At 66.7% G+C, this 17,343-nt stretch carries 18 protein-coding genes; 13 read left to right on the top strand and 5 right to left on the bottom strand.

Annotated elements, in window-relative coordinates:
* The first annotated feature begins 10 nt into the window (after positions 1 to 10).
* Entirely contained in the window at positions 11 to 796 is a 786-nt protein-coding gene (locus ACFQZZ_RS14650; RefSeq protein ID WP_378679687.1) for a MerR family transcriptional regulator, read from the top strand.
* Between the two features lie 304 nt (positions 797 to 1,100).
* Here ACFQZZ_RS14650 and ACFQZZ_RS14645 read toward each other — a convergent pair whose 3' ends face one another.
* Positions 1,101 to 2,018: an NADP-dependent oxidoreductase gene (locus ACFQZZ_RS14645; protein ID WP_378679684.1), complete on the bottom strand. Its 918-nt coding sequence runs from the start codon at positions 2,016 to 2,018 to the stop codon at positions 1,101 to 1,103.
* Positions 2,019 to 2,271: 253 nt separating this feature from the next.
* Entirely contained in the window at positions 2,272 to 5,544 is a 3,273-nt protein-coding gene (locus ACFQZZ_RS14640; RefSeq protein WP_378679681.1) for a BTAD domain-containing putative transcriptional regulator, read from the bottom strand.
* Between the two features lie 115 nt (positions 5,545 to 5,659).
* On the opposite strand from ACFQZZ_RS14640, the gene ACFQZZ_RS14635 reads away from it, so the two are divergent.
* Together ACFQZZ_RS14635 and ACFQZZ_RS14630 are read left to right on the top strand one after the other, a co-directional pair.
* Positions 5,660 to 6,301 (top strand): hemerythrin domain-containing protein, encoded by a 642-nt coding sequence (locus tag ACFQZZ_RS14635; RefSeq protein ID WP_378679678.1) that lies wholly within the window; start codon positions 5,660 to 5,662, stop codon positions 6,299 to 6,301.
* Between the two features lie 221 nt (positions 6,302 to 6,522).
* On the top strand, positions 6,523 to 6,948 hold the full coding sequence (locus ACFQZZ_RS14630; RefSeq protein ID WP_378679675.1) for a DUF4267 domain-containing protein: 426 nt from the start codon (positions 6,523 to 6,525) through the stop codon (positions 6,946 to 6,948).
* A gap of 20 nt (positions 6,949 to 6,968) precedes the next feature.
* Here ACFQZZ_RS14630 and ACFQZZ_RS14625 read toward each other — a convergent pair whose 3' ends face one another.
* Positions 6,969 to 7,898 (bottom strand): LysR family transcriptional regulator, encoded by a 930-nt coding sequence (locus tag ACFQZZ_RS14625; protein ID WP_378679672.1) that lies wholly within the window; start codon positions 7,896 to 7,898, stop codon positions 6,969 to 6,971.
* A 69-nt stretch (positions 7,899 to 7,967) separates the two neighbouring features.
* Here ACFQZZ_RS14625 and ACFQZZ_RS14620 point away from each other — a divergent pair, with 69 nt between their 5' ends.
* The 3 genes from ACFQZZ_RS14620 (at position 7,968) to ACFQZZ_RS14610 (ending at position 10,573) form a co-directional block, all read left to right on the top strand.
* Positions 7,968 to 8,480 (top strand): GNAT family N-acetyltransferase, encoded by a 513-nt coding sequence (locus tag ACFQZZ_RS14620; protein WP_378679669.1) that lies wholly within the window; start codon positions 7,968 to 7,970, stop codon positions 8,478 to 8,480.
* A gap of 360 nt (positions 8,481 to 8,840) precedes the next feature.
* On the top strand, positions 8,841 to 9,938 hold the full coding sequence (locus ACFQZZ_RS14615; protein ID WP_378679666.1) for a tyrosine-type recombinase/integrase: 1,098 nt from the start codon (positions 8,841 to 8,843) through the stop codon (positions 9,936 to 9,938).
* Between the two features lie 95 nt (positions 9,939 to 10,033).
* Positions 10,034 to 10,573 carry an HD domain-containing protein gene (locus ACFQZZ_RS14610; protein ID WP_378679664.1) on the top strand — a complete coding sequence of 180 codons (540 nt, stop codon included), beginning with the start codon at positions 10,034 to 10,036 and terminating at the stop codon, positions 10,571 to 10,573.
* Here ACFQZZ_RS14610 and ACFQZZ_RS14605 read toward each other — a convergent pair.
* Both ACFQZZ_RS14605 and ACFQZZ_RS14600 read right to left on the bottom strand, forming a co-directional pair.
* Positions 10,566 to 11,036: an NUDIX hydrolase gene (locus ACFQZZ_RS14605; protein WP_378679661.1), complete on the bottom strand. Its 471-nt coding sequence runs from the start codon at positions 11,034 to 11,036 to the stop codon at positions 10,566 to 10,568. The two genes, ACFQZZ_RS14610 and ACFQZZ_RS14605, sit on opposite strands and share 8 nt — an antisense overlap.
* On the bottom strand, positions 11,033 to 11,797 hold the full coding sequence (locus ACFQZZ_RS14600) for a helix-turn-helix domain-containing protein (RefSeq protein WP_378679658.1): 765 nt from the start codon (positions 11,795 to 11,797) through the stop codon (positions 11,033 to 11,035). Before ACFQZZ_RS14600 ends, ACFQZZ_RS14605 begins: the two co-directional genes overlap by 4 nt.
* 149 nt (positions 11,798 to 11,946) lie before the next feature.
* Between ACFQZZ_RS14600 and ACFQZZ_RS14595 the strand changes: the two genes are divergently transcribed.
* The 7 genes from ACFQZZ_RS14595 (at position 11,947) to ACFQZZ_RS14565 (ending at position 17,343) form a co-directional block, all read left to right on the top strand.
* Positions 11,947 to 12,159 carry a helix-turn-helix transcriptional regulator gene (locus ACFQZZ_RS14595; protein WP_378679655.1) on the top strand — a complete coding sequence of 71 codons (213 nt, stop codon included), beginning with the start codon at positions 11,947 to 11,949 and terminating at the stop codon, positions 12,157 to 12,159.
* The gene (locus ACFQZZ_RS14590; RefSeq protein ID WP_378679652.1) at positions 12,159 to 12,308 is read left to right on the top strand and encodes a hypothetical protein; all 150 of its coding nucleotides are present in this window, start codon (positions 12,159 to 12,161) and stop codon (positions 12,306 to 12,308) included. The genes ACFQZZ_RS14595 and ACFQZZ_RS14590 overlap by 1 nt, the downstream gene beginning before the upstream one ends.
* The gene (locus tag ACFQZZ_RS14585) at positions 12,305 to 12,664 is read left to right on the top strand and encodes a hypothetical protein (protein WP_378679649.1); all 360 of its coding nucleotides are present in this window, start codon (positions 12,305 to 12,307) and stop codon (positions 12,662 to 12,664) included. The genes ACFQZZ_RS14590 and ACFQZZ_RS14585 overlap by 4 nt, the downstream gene beginning before the upstream one ends.
* A 621-nt stretch (positions 12,665 to 13,285) precedes the next feature.
* Positions 13,286 to 13,990, top strand: a complete 705-nt coding sequence (locus ACFQZZ_RS14580) for a hypothetical protein (RefSeq protein ID WP_378679646.1) — start codon at positions 13,286 to 13,288, stop codon at positions 13,988 to 13,990.
* Entirely contained in the window at positions 13,987 to 16,095 is a 2,109-nt protein-coding gene (locus tag ACFQZZ_RS14575; protein ID WP_378679643.1) for a hypothetical protein, read from the top strand. The genes ACFQZZ_RS14580 and ACFQZZ_RS14575 overlap by 4 nt, the downstream gene beginning before the upstream one ends.
* 26 nt (positions 16,096 to 16,121) lie before the next feature.
* Positions 16,122 to 16,658 carry a hypothetical protein gene (locus ACFQZZ_RS14570; protein ID WP_378679640.1) on the top strand — a complete coding sequence of 179 codons (537 nt, stop codon included), beginning with the start codon at positions 16,122 to 16,124 and terminating at the stop codon, positions 16,656 to 16,658.
* Between the two features lie 28 nt (positions 16,659 to 16,686).
* On the top strand, positions 16,687 to 17,343 hold the full coding sequence (locus ACFQZZ_RS14565; RefSeq protein WP_378679637.1) for a hypothetical protein: 657 nt from the start codon (positions 16,687 to 16,689) through the stop codon (positions 17,341 to 17,343).

The following is a 17,343-nucleotide window of genomic DNA, read 5'->3' as shown; positions in this document are numbered from 1 at the left end:
GGCTGAGCAGATGAGGAACGGAGTCACGATCGGGCAGGCGGCGGCATTCGTCGGCGTCACGGTAAAGGCGGTGCGCCACTACCACAAGCTCAGGTTGGTCGAGGAGCCCGAACGCGACAGCTCCGGATACCGGCGGTACGGATCGGCCGATCTGTTGCGGCTGGTGCAGGTCCGGACGCTGGCCGCCGCCGGGGTGCCGCTGGCCGAGATCGGGCCCCTGCTCGACGCCGACGCCGCGGGGTTCGCCGCCGCGCTCTCCGACGTCGGACGGCAGCTCACCGAACGGATCGAGGAGCTGATCGCACGACGTGACACGCTGCACCGGCTCGCCGATGGCGACCGGGCGCTACTGGGCGACCGCGCTGTGGCGCTGCTGGAGCGGATGGCCGGCCTCGGCTTCCCCGCGGACGAGGTGTCGACCGCCCGGGAGGGTTGGGTGCTGGCCAAGGCCCTGGTCCCGGAAGGTTTCGACGACTACCTCACCCATGTCGAGCACGCACTCGACGACCCCACGTACGTCGCCTTGATCAAGCGCGCCGCCGAAGCCGCGGCCTGGGAACCGGACGACCCCCGCATCGCCGAGCTCGCCACCGCCATGGCCGACCACTACCTCGCAAACCCCGCGCACTTGAAAATCGTGACCGCCCTGCAAGCCCGCACCGAGGCCGCGACGCGGTACACACTGATCGCCCACCACGGCGAAGAGCAGACACCAGCCGCGACGCGGGCGGCCGCGGTTTTCGAGACCAAACTCCGCGCCGCCGGCATCCGTATCCCCAGACCAGACTTCCACTGACTGCGCCGTGCTCCGGTCCTTCGACTCGGCGATCGGCCGGGGCTGGCCCACGACACCGCTGGGGCATCTGCCGCGCGTGCTCGGTTAACGCAGCAACGAGATCGACTACTCGTCGGTGTCGAGCTTGGCCACGAACCTGGTGCTGAACTTCTGGCAGGCCATCGAGCAGATCAACCCCTGCGGTTGTCGGAGGACACCTACCAGCGCTGGCGTGCCACGGTCGCGGTTCGATCCGACGGCAAGGCCGTCCGCGTTCGTGACGAGCGGACCAGCGAGTCGATCAACCTGACGGTGGCCGAGTCGGTCAGGGCTCGAGCACGTAGCGACCGCGCGTCCCGCCCTTGGCCATGGCCCGGTGGGCGTCGGTGGCCTGGGCCAACGGCACGACCGCATGCACTCGGGTCGGCAACCGGCCGGACGCGGCGCGGGCCAGCAGCTGCCCCAATCGAGGACCGTCCGACTGCGTCACCAGCGCGTTCACCGTGATCCCTCGCACGGCCGCGGGCACTAGATTGGGCCGGACGCCGACGAAGGCTCCGCTGTCGCGGACCGGGGTCAAGCCCCACACCTGCTGCGACGTGGTGTCGACGACCGCGTCCCAGCCCGGCTCGGCCTCGGTGACGAAGTCGGCGCCGAGACCACGTACGAACTGCTCGTCCGCGGCTCGGGCCAGACCGGTGACCTGCCAGCCGCGGTCGGGTGCGAGCGAGGCCACGTTGGCCCCGATCGCGCCGGCCGCGCCGGTCACCAGCAACCGGTTGCCGTCGGCGGGCGCGTCGCCGAGCAGGTCGACGATCTGCGCCGCGCCCAAGCCGTTGAGCGGCACCGTCGATGCCTCGGCCAGGTCGAGTCCGTCGGGCACTACGGCGAGATCGGCGGCGGGCACGACGAGTTGTTCGGCGTAGGTGCCGAAGTCGCGGTCGAAACCGAGGACGACACCGGCGACCCGAGTCCCGACGGCCAGGTCCACGCCCGGGCCGGCAGCGAGCACGGTGCCCGCGAAGTCCCAGCCCAGGCCGGTGTGCTCGGGCTGGTTGATCATGCCCAGCTGGTGAAAGAAACCGCCCACGACCCCGAGGTCGGTGGGGTTGACCGGCGCGGCCGCGACCGCGACCCGGACCTCGCCGGGGCCGGGCTCGGTGGTGGGGACGTCGATGATCTCGATCGAGTCGGGTCCGCTCGGTGTGCGGACGACGGCGGCCCGGAAGGTGGGTGTGCTCATGTTTTGCTCCTTCATCGCTGGTGTTCGATGTGTTCGAGACTGCTCCCGGGGTTTGGAAGGCACTTGGAGCCGACTTGGAACACTCGACGCAGCGCGGCGGACCGCGGCCATGGGGCGTACTGGAATCGCCTGTTACGCATAGTGTTTCGATCAACCGCTCGCGATGAATCGTCGCAGTGGGCGGGACGCGGAGCGCTCGATGCGCTACCGGACCGACGGCGCGGGCTGCAGCGCCCCGACGCCGATCTTGCTTTCAGTGTTGCTGCGGAGGCGAAACATGGACGCCCAGAACGTAATCGGCGCGTGTTCGAGCGTCGGCGGACCAGTGGGGAGCGTTCCACTGATCGGCGATGACGGCGGCCCGGGCGAAGTGGGCGGCGGCCTCGTCGTCGCGGCCCAGGAGGAGAGCGAGTTCGCCGAGTGTGTGGGCCACCGGGCGCACGGCCAGCGACAGGCTCGCCGCGCCCGCCGGGGGACCGTCTCGGTGGGGGAGCAGGTCCGCGTAGATCTGCTCGGCAGCGTCGCGGTCGTTCAAGGCGACAATCGCCATCGCGCGCAGGCTCGTCAGGAAGGTGAAGAAGAAGTCGGGCCGGATCGGGGTCGGTGATGTGCGGGCCCGGCGGGCCTCATCGCTGCGGCCGGCAGCGTGGAGGGCCAGCGTAAGCAGGTCGGCGACCATCGGGCCGAGCGCCTCGTGGAGAGATCGCGCGTCGTCCAGATGGTCGCCGAGCGTGCCGTCGTTCAACCAGGTCACCGCCAGCGCGAGGCGGAGGAAGCCAGTGGCGTGCACCGATCCGGCGCGTCCCATGCGTTCGGTGGCCTCGGCGTAGAGGCGCTCGGCCTCGGCGAACCGGCCCTCGATGAGCACCAGCGACGCCAGCGCGATCTCGGCGGCGCCGGTCGCCTCCGGCATCCGGTACGCGCGGGCGAGATCGAGCGCCTCCCCGCTCACTCGGCGCATGGTCGCCGGGTCGTTCGCCGCGGCGGCGTTCGCGGCCTGATCGATCAGGCCTGTCACGCGGTAGACCGGCAAGTCGTGCTCGACACCGATCTCCACCAGCTCACGGGAGTACTCCGCCCGCCCGGACTCGCGCGCGAGGACCAGCAGCGCCGCGGCCCGGTGAGGAGGAGCGGCGGCCAGGTCGAGTGCTTCCCGAGCGGCCGCCATGACCGTCGGATCGCCCTCGCCCACCAGCTCGTGGGCGTACGCGATGAGGAGGTGGGACCGCACGTCGGGGGCAAGGCCGGTCCGCTCGAGCAGGCGGTTGAGGCGCTCGACGATGGGACGGTCGACCGTGCCGTACGTGCGGGCCTGCCAGGGGGTGGGCTCGGTCCAAGCGGTGAACGCGGCGATCATCAGGTCCTCACGCCCGATCGACTCGGCGTACTCCACGGCCTGCTCGCGTGTTTCCCTGGCCGCAGCGAAGGCCCCGGCCCTGACCTGCGCGCGCAGCAGCCTGCCGAGCAGGCCGACGCGCTCGTCCGGGTCGCTGGAGTTGGTGACGGCGTCGGTGAGCAGCGCGGCCGCTACGTCGTGGGCATAGCGCGCCTCGGCCAGCTCGGCGGCGCGCACGCAATAGCCGACGGCCTTCGGTGATCCCGCGCGCGCATAGTGATGGGCGAGTGCCGCGACGTCGCCGGTGCCCTCCATGGCCGCGGCGATTCGGACGTGCATCCTGGTGGTCCGCACCCGGCTGACATCGGTCACCAGCGTGTCCCTGACCAGCGCGTGAACGAACCGGACCCGTCCGGGCCCTGGCTCGTCGAGCAATCCGGCGATGACGCCCGCGTCCAGCGCGTCCAGCACGCCGTCCTCGTCGGTGTCGGCGGCCTGCACAAGCACGTCCACCGAGCTTTCCCGGCCGGCCACCGCCGCCAGCCGCAGGACGGACACGCCGCTTTCGGGCAGCCTTGCGAGCCGGCGTCGCAGCACGTCGCGGACGCCCTCGGGGACCTCGGAGAGCGCGATCAGCGCGCCCTCGCCGTTGAGTAGCCGCGCGGTCTCCCGCACATAGAACGGGTTGCCGCCGGTCCGCTCGGCGATCCCGGCCACGGTCGCGTCGTTGGCCTCGCATTCGGCGCGTACGAGCTCCGCGACGGCGTCGCGATCGAGTCCGGGCAGGTCCAGCCGCAGGGGCGCGGTGCGGGCGAGGGACCCGAGTGTTGTGGTGAGGCGCTGGCTTTCGTCCGCGCGGTACGCCGCGACGACCAAAATCGGGGCCCGCGTGTCGACGCTGCCGCCGAGTAGTTCCAGTGTGGCGGCGTCCGCCCAGTGCAGGTCGTCCAGGACGACGGCGACCGGACGGTCGGCGGCGGCCGCCGAGAGCCATGTCCACACGGCCTGCCGCAGCCGGAACCGCCCGGCCGCCGCGTCACCGTTCACCGGCGCGGAGTCCGAGAGCAACGGTGCCAGCTCGTCGGCGAACTCTCCCGGCGGAACGCTCGCGGCCACTGTCCGCAGGACCTCGACCCACGCCCATGCGGGCGGCGCGCTGTCCATGTCGGGACAGCGTCCGGAGGCCACGAGCCACCCGTCCTGTCCGAGCCGCGCAGCGAGATGTTCGAGCAGCGTCGACTTGCCGAGCCCCGCCTCCCCGGTGATCAGCGCGACGCGCGCCCCATCGGAGATGGCTTCCCCGGCGGCTGCCATCAGCGCCGAAAGCTCGCCCTCCCGGCCCACGAACGTTGTCGCGTCGCGCTCGTTGTTCGGAGGCGGCGGCGTGGTTGTCTGGGACCGGGGTGCGTCCGCAGGGGGCGGGACGGCCGCACGGAGGACGTCCGTGCGTTGGGTGAGGATTGCCTCTTCCAGGGCCACGAGGTCCGGGCCGGGGTCGAGGCCCAGCTCGTCGGCGAGGGTGGTGCGGGCGCGGCGGAGCGCGGCCAGGGAGTCGGCTTGGCGGCCGCTGCTCCATAGCGCGAGGGCGTGCAAGCGCCAGCCCTCTTCGCGCAGGGGATGGTCGCGAGTGAGGCTCGCCGCGTCGGGCACCACCGTCGCGGGGTGGCCGAGCCGCAGTCCCGTCGCGATGTGCAGTTCGCGGGCGACCAGGCGCAGCTCGTTGAGCCGGGCGGTCTCGGCGACGACCCACGGCTCGTCGGCGACCTCGGCGAACGCGGGTCCCCGCCACAGCGCCAGCGCCTCGTCCAGCCGGGCGCGAGCGTCACGGGGATCGGCGAGCGTGCGGGCCTTGGAGAGCAGCTCCTCGAAGCGCCATGCGTCCACCGCTCCCCGAGGGAGCCGTAATGCGTAGCCGGGCGACGCGCTCACCAGCAATCGAGCCGGTGTCCGTGGCGGGCGGCCGGGTTCCAGCAGGCGGCGCAGGTTGGACACGTACGCCTGCAATGACGCCAGGGCGCGCGACGGCGCTTCGCCGCGCCACAGGTCCTCGACCATCCGGTCGACCGGTACAACCTGCCCGCGCGCGGCCACCAGCAGAGCCAGCACGCCGCGCTGCCGCGGTCCGCCGAGGGGAAGGGGCTTGTCGTCGGCCTCGGCCGCGAACGAGCCCAATACCCGGATGAAGACCATGACGTGGCACATCGTACGCGCGGCCGCGTCAAGCGTTCCAAGTCGGCTCCTAGTGCCTTCCAAACCCCCGGGAGCAGCCTCGAGCACATCGAAAACCGTTGAAAGGCAGGAACAGATGAGCTTCAACACTCAGGACATGGAGATCGTCCACCGCGCCTTCCGTCGCGAGTCACGGCTGCTGATGGAGCTCGTCGCGGCGGTCGCCCCGGGTGACACCGCGCGCGCCAAGGTGATCGCCGACCACTTCCGCGACTACCGGCTGGGACTGAAGAATCACCACGAGGGCGAGGACGAGCTGCTGTGGCCACCGCTGCTGTCCCGGGTCGATCTGGGGGCGGACATCATCCTGCGGATGCAGGCCCAGCACGAGCGCGTCGAAGCCACGCTGAACAGTCTGGACGCCGCGGTCCCGGCGTGGGAGGCCACGGCCGGAGCCGACGAACGCGACACCGTCGTCGCGGTTCTCGTCGATCACCGGGCGGTTCTGCTCGAACACCTCGACGACGAAGAGACCACTCTTCTTCCCCTCGCGGCCGAGTACATCACCGAAAAGGAATGGGCTTCCCTGGGCGGCCATTTGGTGGCCAACACACCCAAGCTCATCCTGCTCACGCTTTTCGGCCTCGTCCTGGAGGAAGCCGACCAGGCCGAACGCGCCATGCTCCTCAGCGGCCTCCCCGCACCGGTACGCGGCATCTGGCACGTCATCGGCCGCCCCCGCTACGCCCGCCACATTCGCCGCGTCCGCGCGGCCTGACCCTGACCATCCCGCACGACGTCGACCACGGCCTGGTAGCCGACCTTGCCCGCAACGCCGTGATCACCTGCACCGCAACGTATCCAGGTCTCGCGGTCGAGCAGATGCGCCGGACGGGCCGGCGGCGTCCCGAGATCCTTCCCCCGCACGGTCGCTCTGCGGACCAGCCTGCGGTGGCCACCCAACGGAATCCCTCCGACGACGAACTGAGGAAAACAATCATGACGAGATATCGCTTGACCACCCTGCTGGCCGTGATCTCCGCGGCCGCACCGTTGTACTTCGGGCTGAGCTTCCTGCTCGATCCCGGTGGCGCCCCCGAAGGTTACGGCATCGAGCCTTGGCCGACGGGCAACGCGGACGGCTACTTCGTCGTCAAGGGCGTGCGCGACATCGCAGCCGCGGCCGTCATGTTCCTGCTGCTCGGCCTCGGCCGGCGTCGTGTTCTCGGCTGGGTCGTGCTGATCAACGCCGTGATACCGATCGGCGACGCGGTGGCTGTGGTCACACACGGCGGCACCACGGCAACGGCGCTGACTGTGCACGGCTCGGCATTGGCGTTCGTCGTACTGACCGCCGCACTCCTGCTGACAGAGCGGCCGCAAGCCGCGGAACCCGCCACCACCGGTGACACGTCCCGTAGCTGACGCCCAGGGTCGACCACGGCCTACGCCTGCCACTGCGCGACTTCCCGGTCGCTCGCCCGAGCGTCATCCTTCGGCAGTAGCGCCAGAAAGTTGCGAACGAGAGCCCGATCGTCATCGACCCGGTGAGCCACGTAAACCGTTGTCGTGGCGGCGGTTTCGGTGAGTGGCACGATGCGGACGGTCTGCGGCGCGGTGAACGTCGCGCTGCGCGGTGCGATGGTGACGCCCAGCCCCTCACCGACCAGATAGAGGATGGTGGTCCAGTTGTTGCCCTCCTGCACGATGCGGGGCCGGTAACCAGCTTCCACCAGGGGCCGCAGGTTCTTGTCGTGGGCATGGGAGCCTGCGGCCCGGGGGAAGAACACCAACGGGTCGTCGGCGAGGTCGGGGCCGGTGAGGGCGGCATGGTCCGCCAGCGGGTGATCGACCGGCAGCACCGCCATGAAAGGCTCGGTGACCAGCGGGAATGCGACGGTGTCGGGCTGGTCGTCGGGGTCGCGCACGATCGCCATGTCGAGCGCGCCGTGGCCGAGCTGCGCCATCATGTGGGTGGTGTAGCCCTCGATGAGGTCGATCTGGACCAGCGGGTAGCGGTCCCGGAACTGCCGGACAGTCCGCAGCGGTTTCAGCGGCAGCACCGATGGGACGAAGCCCAGGTAGAGCCGCCCCTGGCTGCCCTGGCCGATGCGCGCGACCTCGTCCAGGTCGCGGGTCGCGTGACCGAGGATCGCCGCAGCCCGCTCGCGCAGTACCTCTCCCGCCGGAGTCAGGGCGACACTGCGCGAGGTGCGGTCGAACACGCGGGTTCCCAGCAGCGTCTCCAGCCGCTGTATCTGCTGGGTCAGCGCGGGTTGAGCGATGTGCAGCCGCCCGGCGGCCCGGCCGAAATGCAGCTCCTCGGCGACCGCCAGGAAGTAGCGCAGGTGTCGTAGTTCGACCCCATCAATCATAAGTTCAACGTATCAATCAGACCTGTCAAGTATTGGACGTGATGATTCGCGGCCGGGCATGCTGACGACGTGACACAGCAGACCGAATCCGTTGCCAACGAACAGATCGACACCATCGTCGTCGAGCCGATGTCGAGCCCGGCCGATGCACGGGCATTCAAGGAACTCAACGAGGAATGGATCGTCGAGCTGTTCTCCCTCGAACCCGCCGACTCCGTCAAACTGGACAACCCGAAGCGCGAGATCGTCGCCAAGGGCGGACAGGTACTCATCGCCCGCGACGGCGACGACATCGTCGGATGTGTGGCGCTGGTGCCGGAGGGCGACGGCGTGTTCGAGCTGTCGAAGATGGCCGTGGCGCGGGACCGGCGCGGCCTCGGCCTCGGCCGCATCATCCTGCAGGAGGCCATCGACTACGCCCGCCGGCAGAGCGCCACGGCGCTGTTCCTCGGTAGCAGCACCAAGTTGGCCGACGCTGTGCATCTGTACGAATCGGTCGGTTTCGTGCACGTCCCGAGCGATCAGATCGGGCCGCTGCCGTACGAGCGCGCGGATGTATTCATGCGGTACGAGCTGGATTGACGGCTGTGCCGGATGGGTGCGGTGCCGTTGCCCGTAGCAGCGTGGAGCAATGGGTGCTTGGGAGACAATCGCTTCCTACCTGCATATTCATCTGTGGGCGCAGAGGGGATCGAACCCCCGACCGCTGGTGTGTAAAACCAGTTCGGTGGAGAACACCGGAGCGAGCTCGTGACCACTGGCGATGCACAAATAAATGTATGCAGGCCAGCGCATTTTGAGGGAAGGCGTAGCCGCCAGGATGCGACACGAAATGACAGCTCGAAACATGCGCCTGCTCCATGTTTTGCTCCACACTGCTACTGGTCTGCTCCATGTCCGTCATGGTGGAATGTATGCAGGAACCAGGGTAGGAGGGCGAGCATGGGTTGGGCTGAGAAACTTCCGAGCGGTCGCTACCGCGGCAGCTATCGCGATGCCTATGGCCGAATCCGAAGCGCCGGCGTCTTCACGAACAAAGACGTCGCGAGGCGCAAGGCCACGGCGAAGGAAGACGAGCAGCGCGAGAACCCAGCGCGCCCGGTTCCTGCGATGTCGTGGGGTGAGTGGCTACCGAAATGGAAGGCTCTGCGCGCCGTCGAAGAGGGAACCCAGAAGATCGACGATCAACGTATCGGTAAGCATCTGACCCCGAAGTGGAGCGGTCAGCTGCTGAAAGACATTGAACAGCAAGACGTGCAGGAGTGGGTCGCCGAGCTGCGCAATGCCATGGCGCCGACCAGTGTTGCGAAGTGCTACCACCTGCTGAGCGGGTCGATGAAGGCCGCGCGCAAAGCGAAGCTGATCACTGACAATCCGTGCCACGACATCGATCTGCCCAAGGCCGGACCGTCCCCTGAGCGGTTCCTCGAGGACGAGGAATACGCCGCTTTGCGCGAACCGCTCGAAGTATTCGACCAGTTGATCATCGGCGTGCTGATCGGAACCGGCATGAGGATGGGCGAGGCGCAGGGCTTGCACAAGGAGCACATCGACCTCAAGCGGAAGACGATCTCGATCGAATGGGCTTGGGACAAGGCCGTCCAACGCATGAAGCCACCGAAGGACCACGAGAAGCGGGTAATCCCGATCGGCGACACGCTGACGAAGATTCTGACGGTCGTCATCAAGCGGGACGGACTCGGCGAACCGGCGCCAGTGCGGTACGTGGCCGGCCGCTCGGTCCGAAGCGGACTGCTCCTCGCGCATGTCGATCATCGGCCATTCGACGCCGACAACTTCGGCAAGCGGTTCCAAGCCGCCTCACGAGTCGCCTGGGTCGGCGAAGGTGACGACAAGCGACGACTTGGAAAGGTCCGGCCTCACGACCTACGGCACACATATGCGGGCCGCTTGGTACGCGCAGGAGTACCGATCCAGCAAGTCCAGAAGCTTCTCGGGCATGCATCGCTGCGGACAACTCAGCGGTACGCGAGCCTGGCCGACAGCCAATGGGAGAGCGTGCGCGGCGTGCTGGGCTGACCAGCGGGGAAGGCGCCGTGCGCACGGCAACGCAACGAGATCGTCATCCTCACCGCCGAGCGCGCAGCCGGAGATGAGGTCACTAGACTCGAGCCATGGCTTCGGCGAAATGGGCGGAAGAACTGGCGCGCACGAAGCTCGCCACATCGCTACCGCGGCGTTGGGCTCATGTGCAAGGTGTCGCAAGCCAAGCCCGACGAGCCGCCGCCATCGTCGACGATGGTGATCTGTTGATCGCGGCGGCTTGGCTACACGACATCGGTTATGCACCAGATCTGGTAGGCACCGGATTTCATCCCGTGGATGGTGCCGTGTTTCTTCGTGAACAAGGCATTCCGGAGCGGATATGTGCGCTCGTCGCGAACCACTCATGTGCTCAGGTTGAGGGCCGCAGGCGAGGCATAGGCATCGCCTGGCGCGACGAAACGACTCCGTTACGAGACGCGCTGTGGTGGGCAGATATGACCACCACGCCTGATGGTTCTCGGACGACGGTGGAGGACCGCGTGCGCGAGGTCGTTGCGCGGTACGGCGCTGAACATGTTGTTGCGCTGTCGTTGTTGGAGGCCGAGCCCGAACTACTTTCTGCCGCAACACGAACCGAGTTGCGCCTTTCGGTCGGCGCAGCTATGTGAAGTAGGGCTGCTTTTTATCGCGCATTCCTTGCTGGATTCGAAGTTGAATCGACGGGTGTACGTCCAGACTTGAAAGATCCTCCGGTGCAACCCACCTCACTGCCTTCGATTCGCTGCTGGTTCGTGGCTCGCCACCAACCGGCCTGGCGTAGAAGCAGATAGAGAATTCTTGACGGACTTCTCCATCATCATATGAAATCACATGATCCGGATCGGAAAATACGCCGAGAATCCCGGTCACTTCAACATCGATACCGGTCTCCTCCTGGACTTCGCGGACAACGGCCGCCGCCACAGTTTCGCCGATCTCTTGACCTCCACCAGGAATCGAATACTTGTCGTTGTCGGTGCGATGGATCATGAGAACTCGGCCTTGTTCATCCTGAACCAGTGCACTGACGGCCACCTTTAAGCTATTTGCCTGTGGCGCATTCGGATCGTGGTAGTGATCTGTCCGGGTCATGCTCGGCTCCCGCTGAAGTCGAAGTCGGCCTGTGTTGCACCTGCCCATACATGCTCGAAACTAGTCATGTACGTCTCGAAGAGGTCGCCGCTCGGAAGGCGTCGAAGGTGCATTGCAGGAGCGTAAGCGCCGGGGCAGCCATAGACATGCATGTTGACCACCATTTCCTCATCAAACCGGAAGACCGAGTTGTACAACGTCGTCAGATGAAAGCGAACCTCGACGCCGTCTGTGGATGCCAGTGGCTCGATCAGAGCAAGCGCATTCTGAATACGGGCACCTACAGTCCCCGCAGCCAGGCGCTCTTCCCCGCTACGTTTGACCGCTTCCGGAGCGTAGGGATCTCCGAAGAGCATCCGAACGGGAATTCCCTCACTTGCCTTCTGCTTGATTGTCTTCACGAAGCTCGGGTCTTCTGCGAGGAAGAGTCCCGCCAGCACCAGTACGTCCACTCGCTCGCTTGTGTTCGCGAGCAGTTTGGCCCAAAGATCGGCTGGAACCAGATTCCGGTGTGGATACACCTTCAGGACCTCTGATTCGGCAATTTCTGCGCGGCGATCGGGCGCAATGGCATTGGGCCACAAATAATTCTCAGTCTCACGGACCATCGAGGCGATGGTGTGTCGGTGTTTCGGATACGGAACCCGACCCTTCGTTATCCACCGTTCGACAGTCTTTGGGTCAACGCCGGTCCTGTCAGCAACATGGCTGATATCGAGGCCGTTGCGTAAGAGGGCCTCTCGCAGTCGTTCGTTGGCCACATCAACTCCAAGGGACGAGTAGGGACGTCTTAACTGTAGGCGAGACGTCTCCACATGTCCACCTATGTGGTGCTCATGTCCTAGGAATTCCTGAAAAGTGCGTCTTTACAAGGCAATTCACGTCTTGGCACTCCAGGGAAGGACTTTTGATGACAAAGCACCACGCAATGGCGCTCCCCGAAACGTTGATCACTTTGCGCGAGGCCGCTGGTCAACTCAAGCTCAGCGTCCGAACTTTGGAACGCCTCATTTCTGCTGGCGACCTGCGCGCCTACAAGGTCGGTGCGCGTTCGGTGCGGGTTGATCCCAAAGATCTGGGTGGACTGGTTCGACCGATCCTGGTCGCAGGCGGTGGCTTGTGATGCGCGCCCGGACCGCTGGATTCGTTGTCGCTGTTGTATCCGTCGGGCTCGTGGCATTCACCGCGCCACACGTCGTCGGCATCACGCTGATGCTGCTCGGCGCGGTCGCCCTGTTCCGGTCGACTCGCAGGTGGGGGGTGCGGCGATGAGCACGAACGAGCCACTGCATGATCCGGCCGATCTGCTGGATGAGTTGGACGCGATCATGCGTGAGCAGGAGCTGTTGCAGGCGCGGACGACCGCGTTGCAGGCGCGCTACAAGTCGTTGGAAAACCATGCTGACCGCTACGACAAGCGGACGTCGCTGGGAGTCGGATACGAAGAATTCGGCAGCGTTAACATCAAGAGCACAGTCGATCGTCTCGGTCACGCCGCCAGAGAAATGAAAACGCCGCTGGTGTGGGCGGTGATGGCGCGGGAGGACGCGGAGAAGCTCCGGGAGTATCCGCGGCCTGAGCGTGACCTGTTCGACCGGTCGCAGGTTGATCAGGGGTGGTCGCTGTGATCGGCGCGGTCGCGAAGACGGACGCTGCCGCCGCACGTGCCGGTTCACGCCTGTTTCAGTCGTTGCCTCCGCAGGTGCAGCTCGCACTGCTGGTGTCGGGTCTGCTTGTGGCGTTGGTTGGGTGCGGGGTGGCGTGGGTTGATCAGCAGTCCTATCAGCCGTCGCCGAATATCTGTGCGCCGACGCAGCCCGCTCGGACTGATTGCGTGCACGTGCAGCGTGTCACGCCGACGCAGGCGGGTCAGCCATGAGCCGCCGACAGGCCGCCCAGCCGGAATCGACGCAGAGCGCCGAGGTCCCCGGGGTGCCGACTCTGATTACCGACATTCCGCATTTGGCGGCGGCCGCGCGCCGTTCCGGTCGTACGGATCGCGTGATCCGGGTGGATGTTCCGGCGCCGCAACAGATCCAGACGCCGAACCGCGAGGTCGGTCAGTGGCTGAGGTCGGGTGCGATGGTCTCGCCTCGACCCAGCGCTCTCGCGGACCACCAGCCGGGCAATGCCCTGGCCGACGCTCTCGTACGGAGTGCTGTGAGAGAAGGGGTGGAGCGATGAGTTTTCGGCTCTCACCACGGGACATGTCAGGAGTCACGATCCTGGCCGAAAATTACGGCGCGCCAATGGATCTTGTCGCAGAGATGCTGGAGGTGAGCATCAATCGCGCCTACCGAATCTCGGCGAAGTGGGCAGCGGCCAAGCTGATCAGTTCCAAGCGGATTCGGCCGGTGCCGGGACCGTCGTGGATCTTCCCGACGAAGTCTTCAGCCGAGGCTCTGCTGGGCCGACCGGTGCGTTACTGGGTGCCCACACCGAAGATGGCCGCTCACACCAAGGCTGTCTTGCAGCTGCGGTTGGCGCTGACCGGCACCGATCTCGACCGCTGGGTCTCGGAACGTCTGCTGCGCAGCGAGAGCGGTCCGGTCAAATCGGGCGAGTCACGCCCGCACATCCACGACGGCCGCTACTTCACCAGCGCCGGTGATCTGTGGGCAGTCGAGGTCGAGCTGACCGCGAAAAGTATTGCGGCAGCACGTACATCGGTGTTCCAAGCGTTGCGAGTAGCCCAGACCGCCGACTGCACGGGCCTGACGTACTACTGCCGCGGTGAAGCGGTGAAGAGCGTGGTTCGTACCGCCGCGAAGGGGCTGGACACCGCGACCACGGAACTGCGCCTTGTCGATTTTGACGAGTTCCTGGCCAAGCAGAAAGCCGAATCTTCCTTGCCCGACCTGCGACCCGGACTCCGGGTGATCGAGGGCGGGGCCTCTGATCACGAAATCCCCCAGGTCTCAGACCCGAACGAAGGAAAGGCGGTCGGATCATGACCTGCTCTCCGATTCTCACTCCCACCGACTGTGCGCCATACGCGCCGACGCCAGAACCGACACCGACCGAGACACCGGGCATCGAGATCGATCCGACGATGCCGCCGATCGGACTCAAGAACGACCCTCTGGGGTGGTTGCCCGATTTCTCGGCGTGGAGCTGGGACGGGGTCGCCGATGGCTCCCTACTGATCGCGGCCGTCGTCGTGGCAACCCTGGTGATGGTCTTGATGATCCTGGTTCCCGCGAAACTGCTCGGCTGGAAACCGACCCGCCTGCGCAATTGGTTGTTCGCCTCGGTGCTGCTGATGCCCGGTGCCACCGCATTGTGGGCGTGGGATGTGTTCGAACCCGCTCGCCAATTCCACAGCGCTGCCGAGGAGTTCGTCGCGGGCGGGTACGTCGGTGGCTTGTTCGGGATGGCCGCGTTGATGATTCCGGCGGCGTGGTTGGTCGCGTCTATCGCCTACACCCGCAAGCGCGTGCAGCTGGCGACGGTGGGATTGGCGTCCCCGGCTCGCACGGAGCGCGCGTTGTGGGCGCAAGCCCAGCGTGAGCAGCGGGCCGCGACGAGGTTGTCGCGCCGGCGTCTGCCTTTCACTACGGGCGGGTTGTCTCCGGAGTTGGTGATCGGGCGGTTGTCGACGGAGTGCGACCAGGCCCCGCCGCGCTCGTTGGTGCGGTCGTTGACCGGTCGTACCGAGACTCGCCTGATTCTGCCGTGGATCAATGTGGCTGAGCACATGACCACGGTGGCTTCCAGTGGGTCGGGAAAGACCACACTGATGCGGCGGGTACTGGTGTCGTGGTTCGTCACCACCTGGACGCGTCATCGGCAGTGGTGGCGGCTGGACCGTCCCGGTCGCCCGCTGACGATCGTGGTCGACTGCAACGGCGGACCGGAGTCGCGCAAGGTCGCGGCCGGGATGCGGAAGTGGTTCCGTGCTTTGGGTGTTCGTGACGAGCGTATCGGCACCTTCCCCTTCGACGTGTCGCTGAGCATGTGGCCTCGGCACGACTTCGACGCGAAGAAGCCCAACGCGAAGAAGGCGATCGTGGACGATCTGCGCTCGATTCTCTCGGCGATGGTCTCCGGCGGCAGCACACCGACGACCGACACCGAGAAGTACTTCCACGAGATCCGCGAGACCCTCATCCACCTGATCGTGGATGCTCCGGAACGGGTCGAGGTGATCGACGGGGTACCGACTCCGATCGGCCACAACCCGCCCAAGGGCTGGCTGGAGTTCCTGTCGCGGTTCGATGTGGAGAAGCTGTCTCGGCTGTGGGGCGGGCAGGCAATGGCGAGGCCGTGGCCAGGTGTGCCGGGCGTCGAGATGGAGATCGCTTCCACCATCGACGGCAAACAACCGGTCATGAACTCCGCTCGCGCGGAATTCGCCAACCTCTACAGGTCGCTGGGTGATGCGTTCGACGGCGACAAAGAGCTGACCGACTTCGACGTCCTCTACATCGTCCTGGAAGGCGTCAAAACGCCTGATCGTGCCCGCTCCCAGTTCGGCGCCCTGGGAACGATGCTCGAACAGCTCGCCGACAAGCCCCACGGCCGCACCTCGATGATGGTCGTCGACGAATTCTCGGCTGTCTCCGATGGCAAAACCCGCGCGGTGAAGTGGGTCGAGCGCCTGCGTAAGGCCGGTATCGGTACGTGGTGGATCGCGCAGTCCTGGGAGGGGCTGGGCCACGACGACGACAACCGTTCGGCGTTGGTCGCTGCCGCTTCGGGTGGCTCGCTGCTGATGCGGTCCTCCGACCCGGAAACCCTCGCGAAGAAGTACGGCACCCGCCCGAAGTTCGAGCTGTCGCGGAAGTTGATCAGCGGCACCCGCGACGGCGACGAAGGCAACGTCCAGTCCGCCGATCAGTTCCTGATCCCGCCGAACCGTATGCGCGCCATGCAGAAAGGCGACGTAGTCCAGGTCTCGGGCGGCCGCGCTCGCTGGGGCCGGGTTTCGGTTCTCGATGACGCCGAGCTCAAGCGTTTGCGGCCTTTGCCGGGCCTGGACCGCTTCACCGGCCCCGATACCAGCGACTCCGACGCCTTGGCGCCGGTGATCGACCTGACCAAGCGCCGTCCGGCGTAACCCGAACGACTGCAAGGAGGTTCATCATGACTACACCGAACCCGATCGACCCGGAAGACCACGGCGAGGAGCTGGGCGGCCGCACCGGCCCCGAGCAAGCCCACGAGCAGCAGATCCTCGAAGCCCTTACCGCGGACATGGAAGGCAGCGCCGCGGAGAAGTTGGCGCAACAGCTGCTGACGCCGGTCGTGCCCGATGGCGGAACCGTAGGCCGCACTGTCGCACCGCACGTCGCCCGGATCACCACAACTCGTGACTGGGTGCGGATCTGGGGACCGGCCCTGGCCGCGACCGGTGGCGCGGCCGTCGCGGTGTCGGTGCTGCCGCTGCCCGGCCCGCTGGCGCTGTACGTGCTCGCCGTGGCGGCGTTCGCGTGGTGGCACTGCGCTGGACGCCCCGGCGCGTCCGAGACGGTGCGGATGCTCACCTACGCCGCCGCCGACACCGCTTCCTGGTTCCGCCGCCGTGGTGAGCAGCTGGGCGCGTACCACGCCCGCAACAAGCCCCGCCACCCCCGGCTCACGAAGTCGACCACTGTCGATACCCCTGTTTGCGAAGACTGAAAACCCAACCCCGAAAGGACCAATCATCATGAACCCCAACATCATTCGTCCCGCATCTATCGGTGTGACCGCTGGCGTGGTCGCCGGAATCGTCACCGTCGCCGGGATCATCATCGGCGAGGACCACGACGTATTCACCCGCATCGAGGAGTCCATCGCGCGGCTTCGTCTCTCGCCAGCAGAGCGGACCGAGTTCGACCGCATCAAGGACCACAAGGCCACCCTCGCCGCCGCCATCGCCCACACGGCCAAAGAGAAGACCGCCGTGATCCGCAGCGGGTTCCGGCCGGGCCTGCTCGGTGGCAAGGCCCCGGTGGCGACGTTGGAGGAATTGTCGGTGCCTGCGCTGATCGTGGCGATCGATGCGGCAATCGATCTGCGGGATGGTCAGCAGCCGCGTGATCCGTGGAGCGCCGAATCGAAGCATCTGGCCGCGCTGCGTAACGAGTTCGAACGCCGCTGGGCCTGGGAGGTCCGTCACCGGTTGCCGCGTCTGGACCAGTTGCGGTTGGAGGCCGCTGAGCGGCGCGTGACCGGTTCCGCTTTCGCTGTCCCGTTGTGGCGGCCCGAAGCCGACACCACCTACACCCCGGCCGGTCCGCCGTACCCGGCGTTCGAAGGCCCTGCCTCCGCGCACTACAGCGCGTCCACCGATTCCAGCATCGCCAATGAGAAGGAGATCTGA

Origin of the sequence: Nocardia sp. GCM10030253, from assembly GCF_042675075.1 — a bacterium.
GTDB lineage: Bacteria > Actinomycetota > Actinomycetes > Mycobacteriales > Mycobacteriaceae > Nocardia.
The sequence above is the reverse complement of the archived record's forward strand: the minus strand, read 5'-3'. Positions and strand labels throughout refer to the sequence as shown.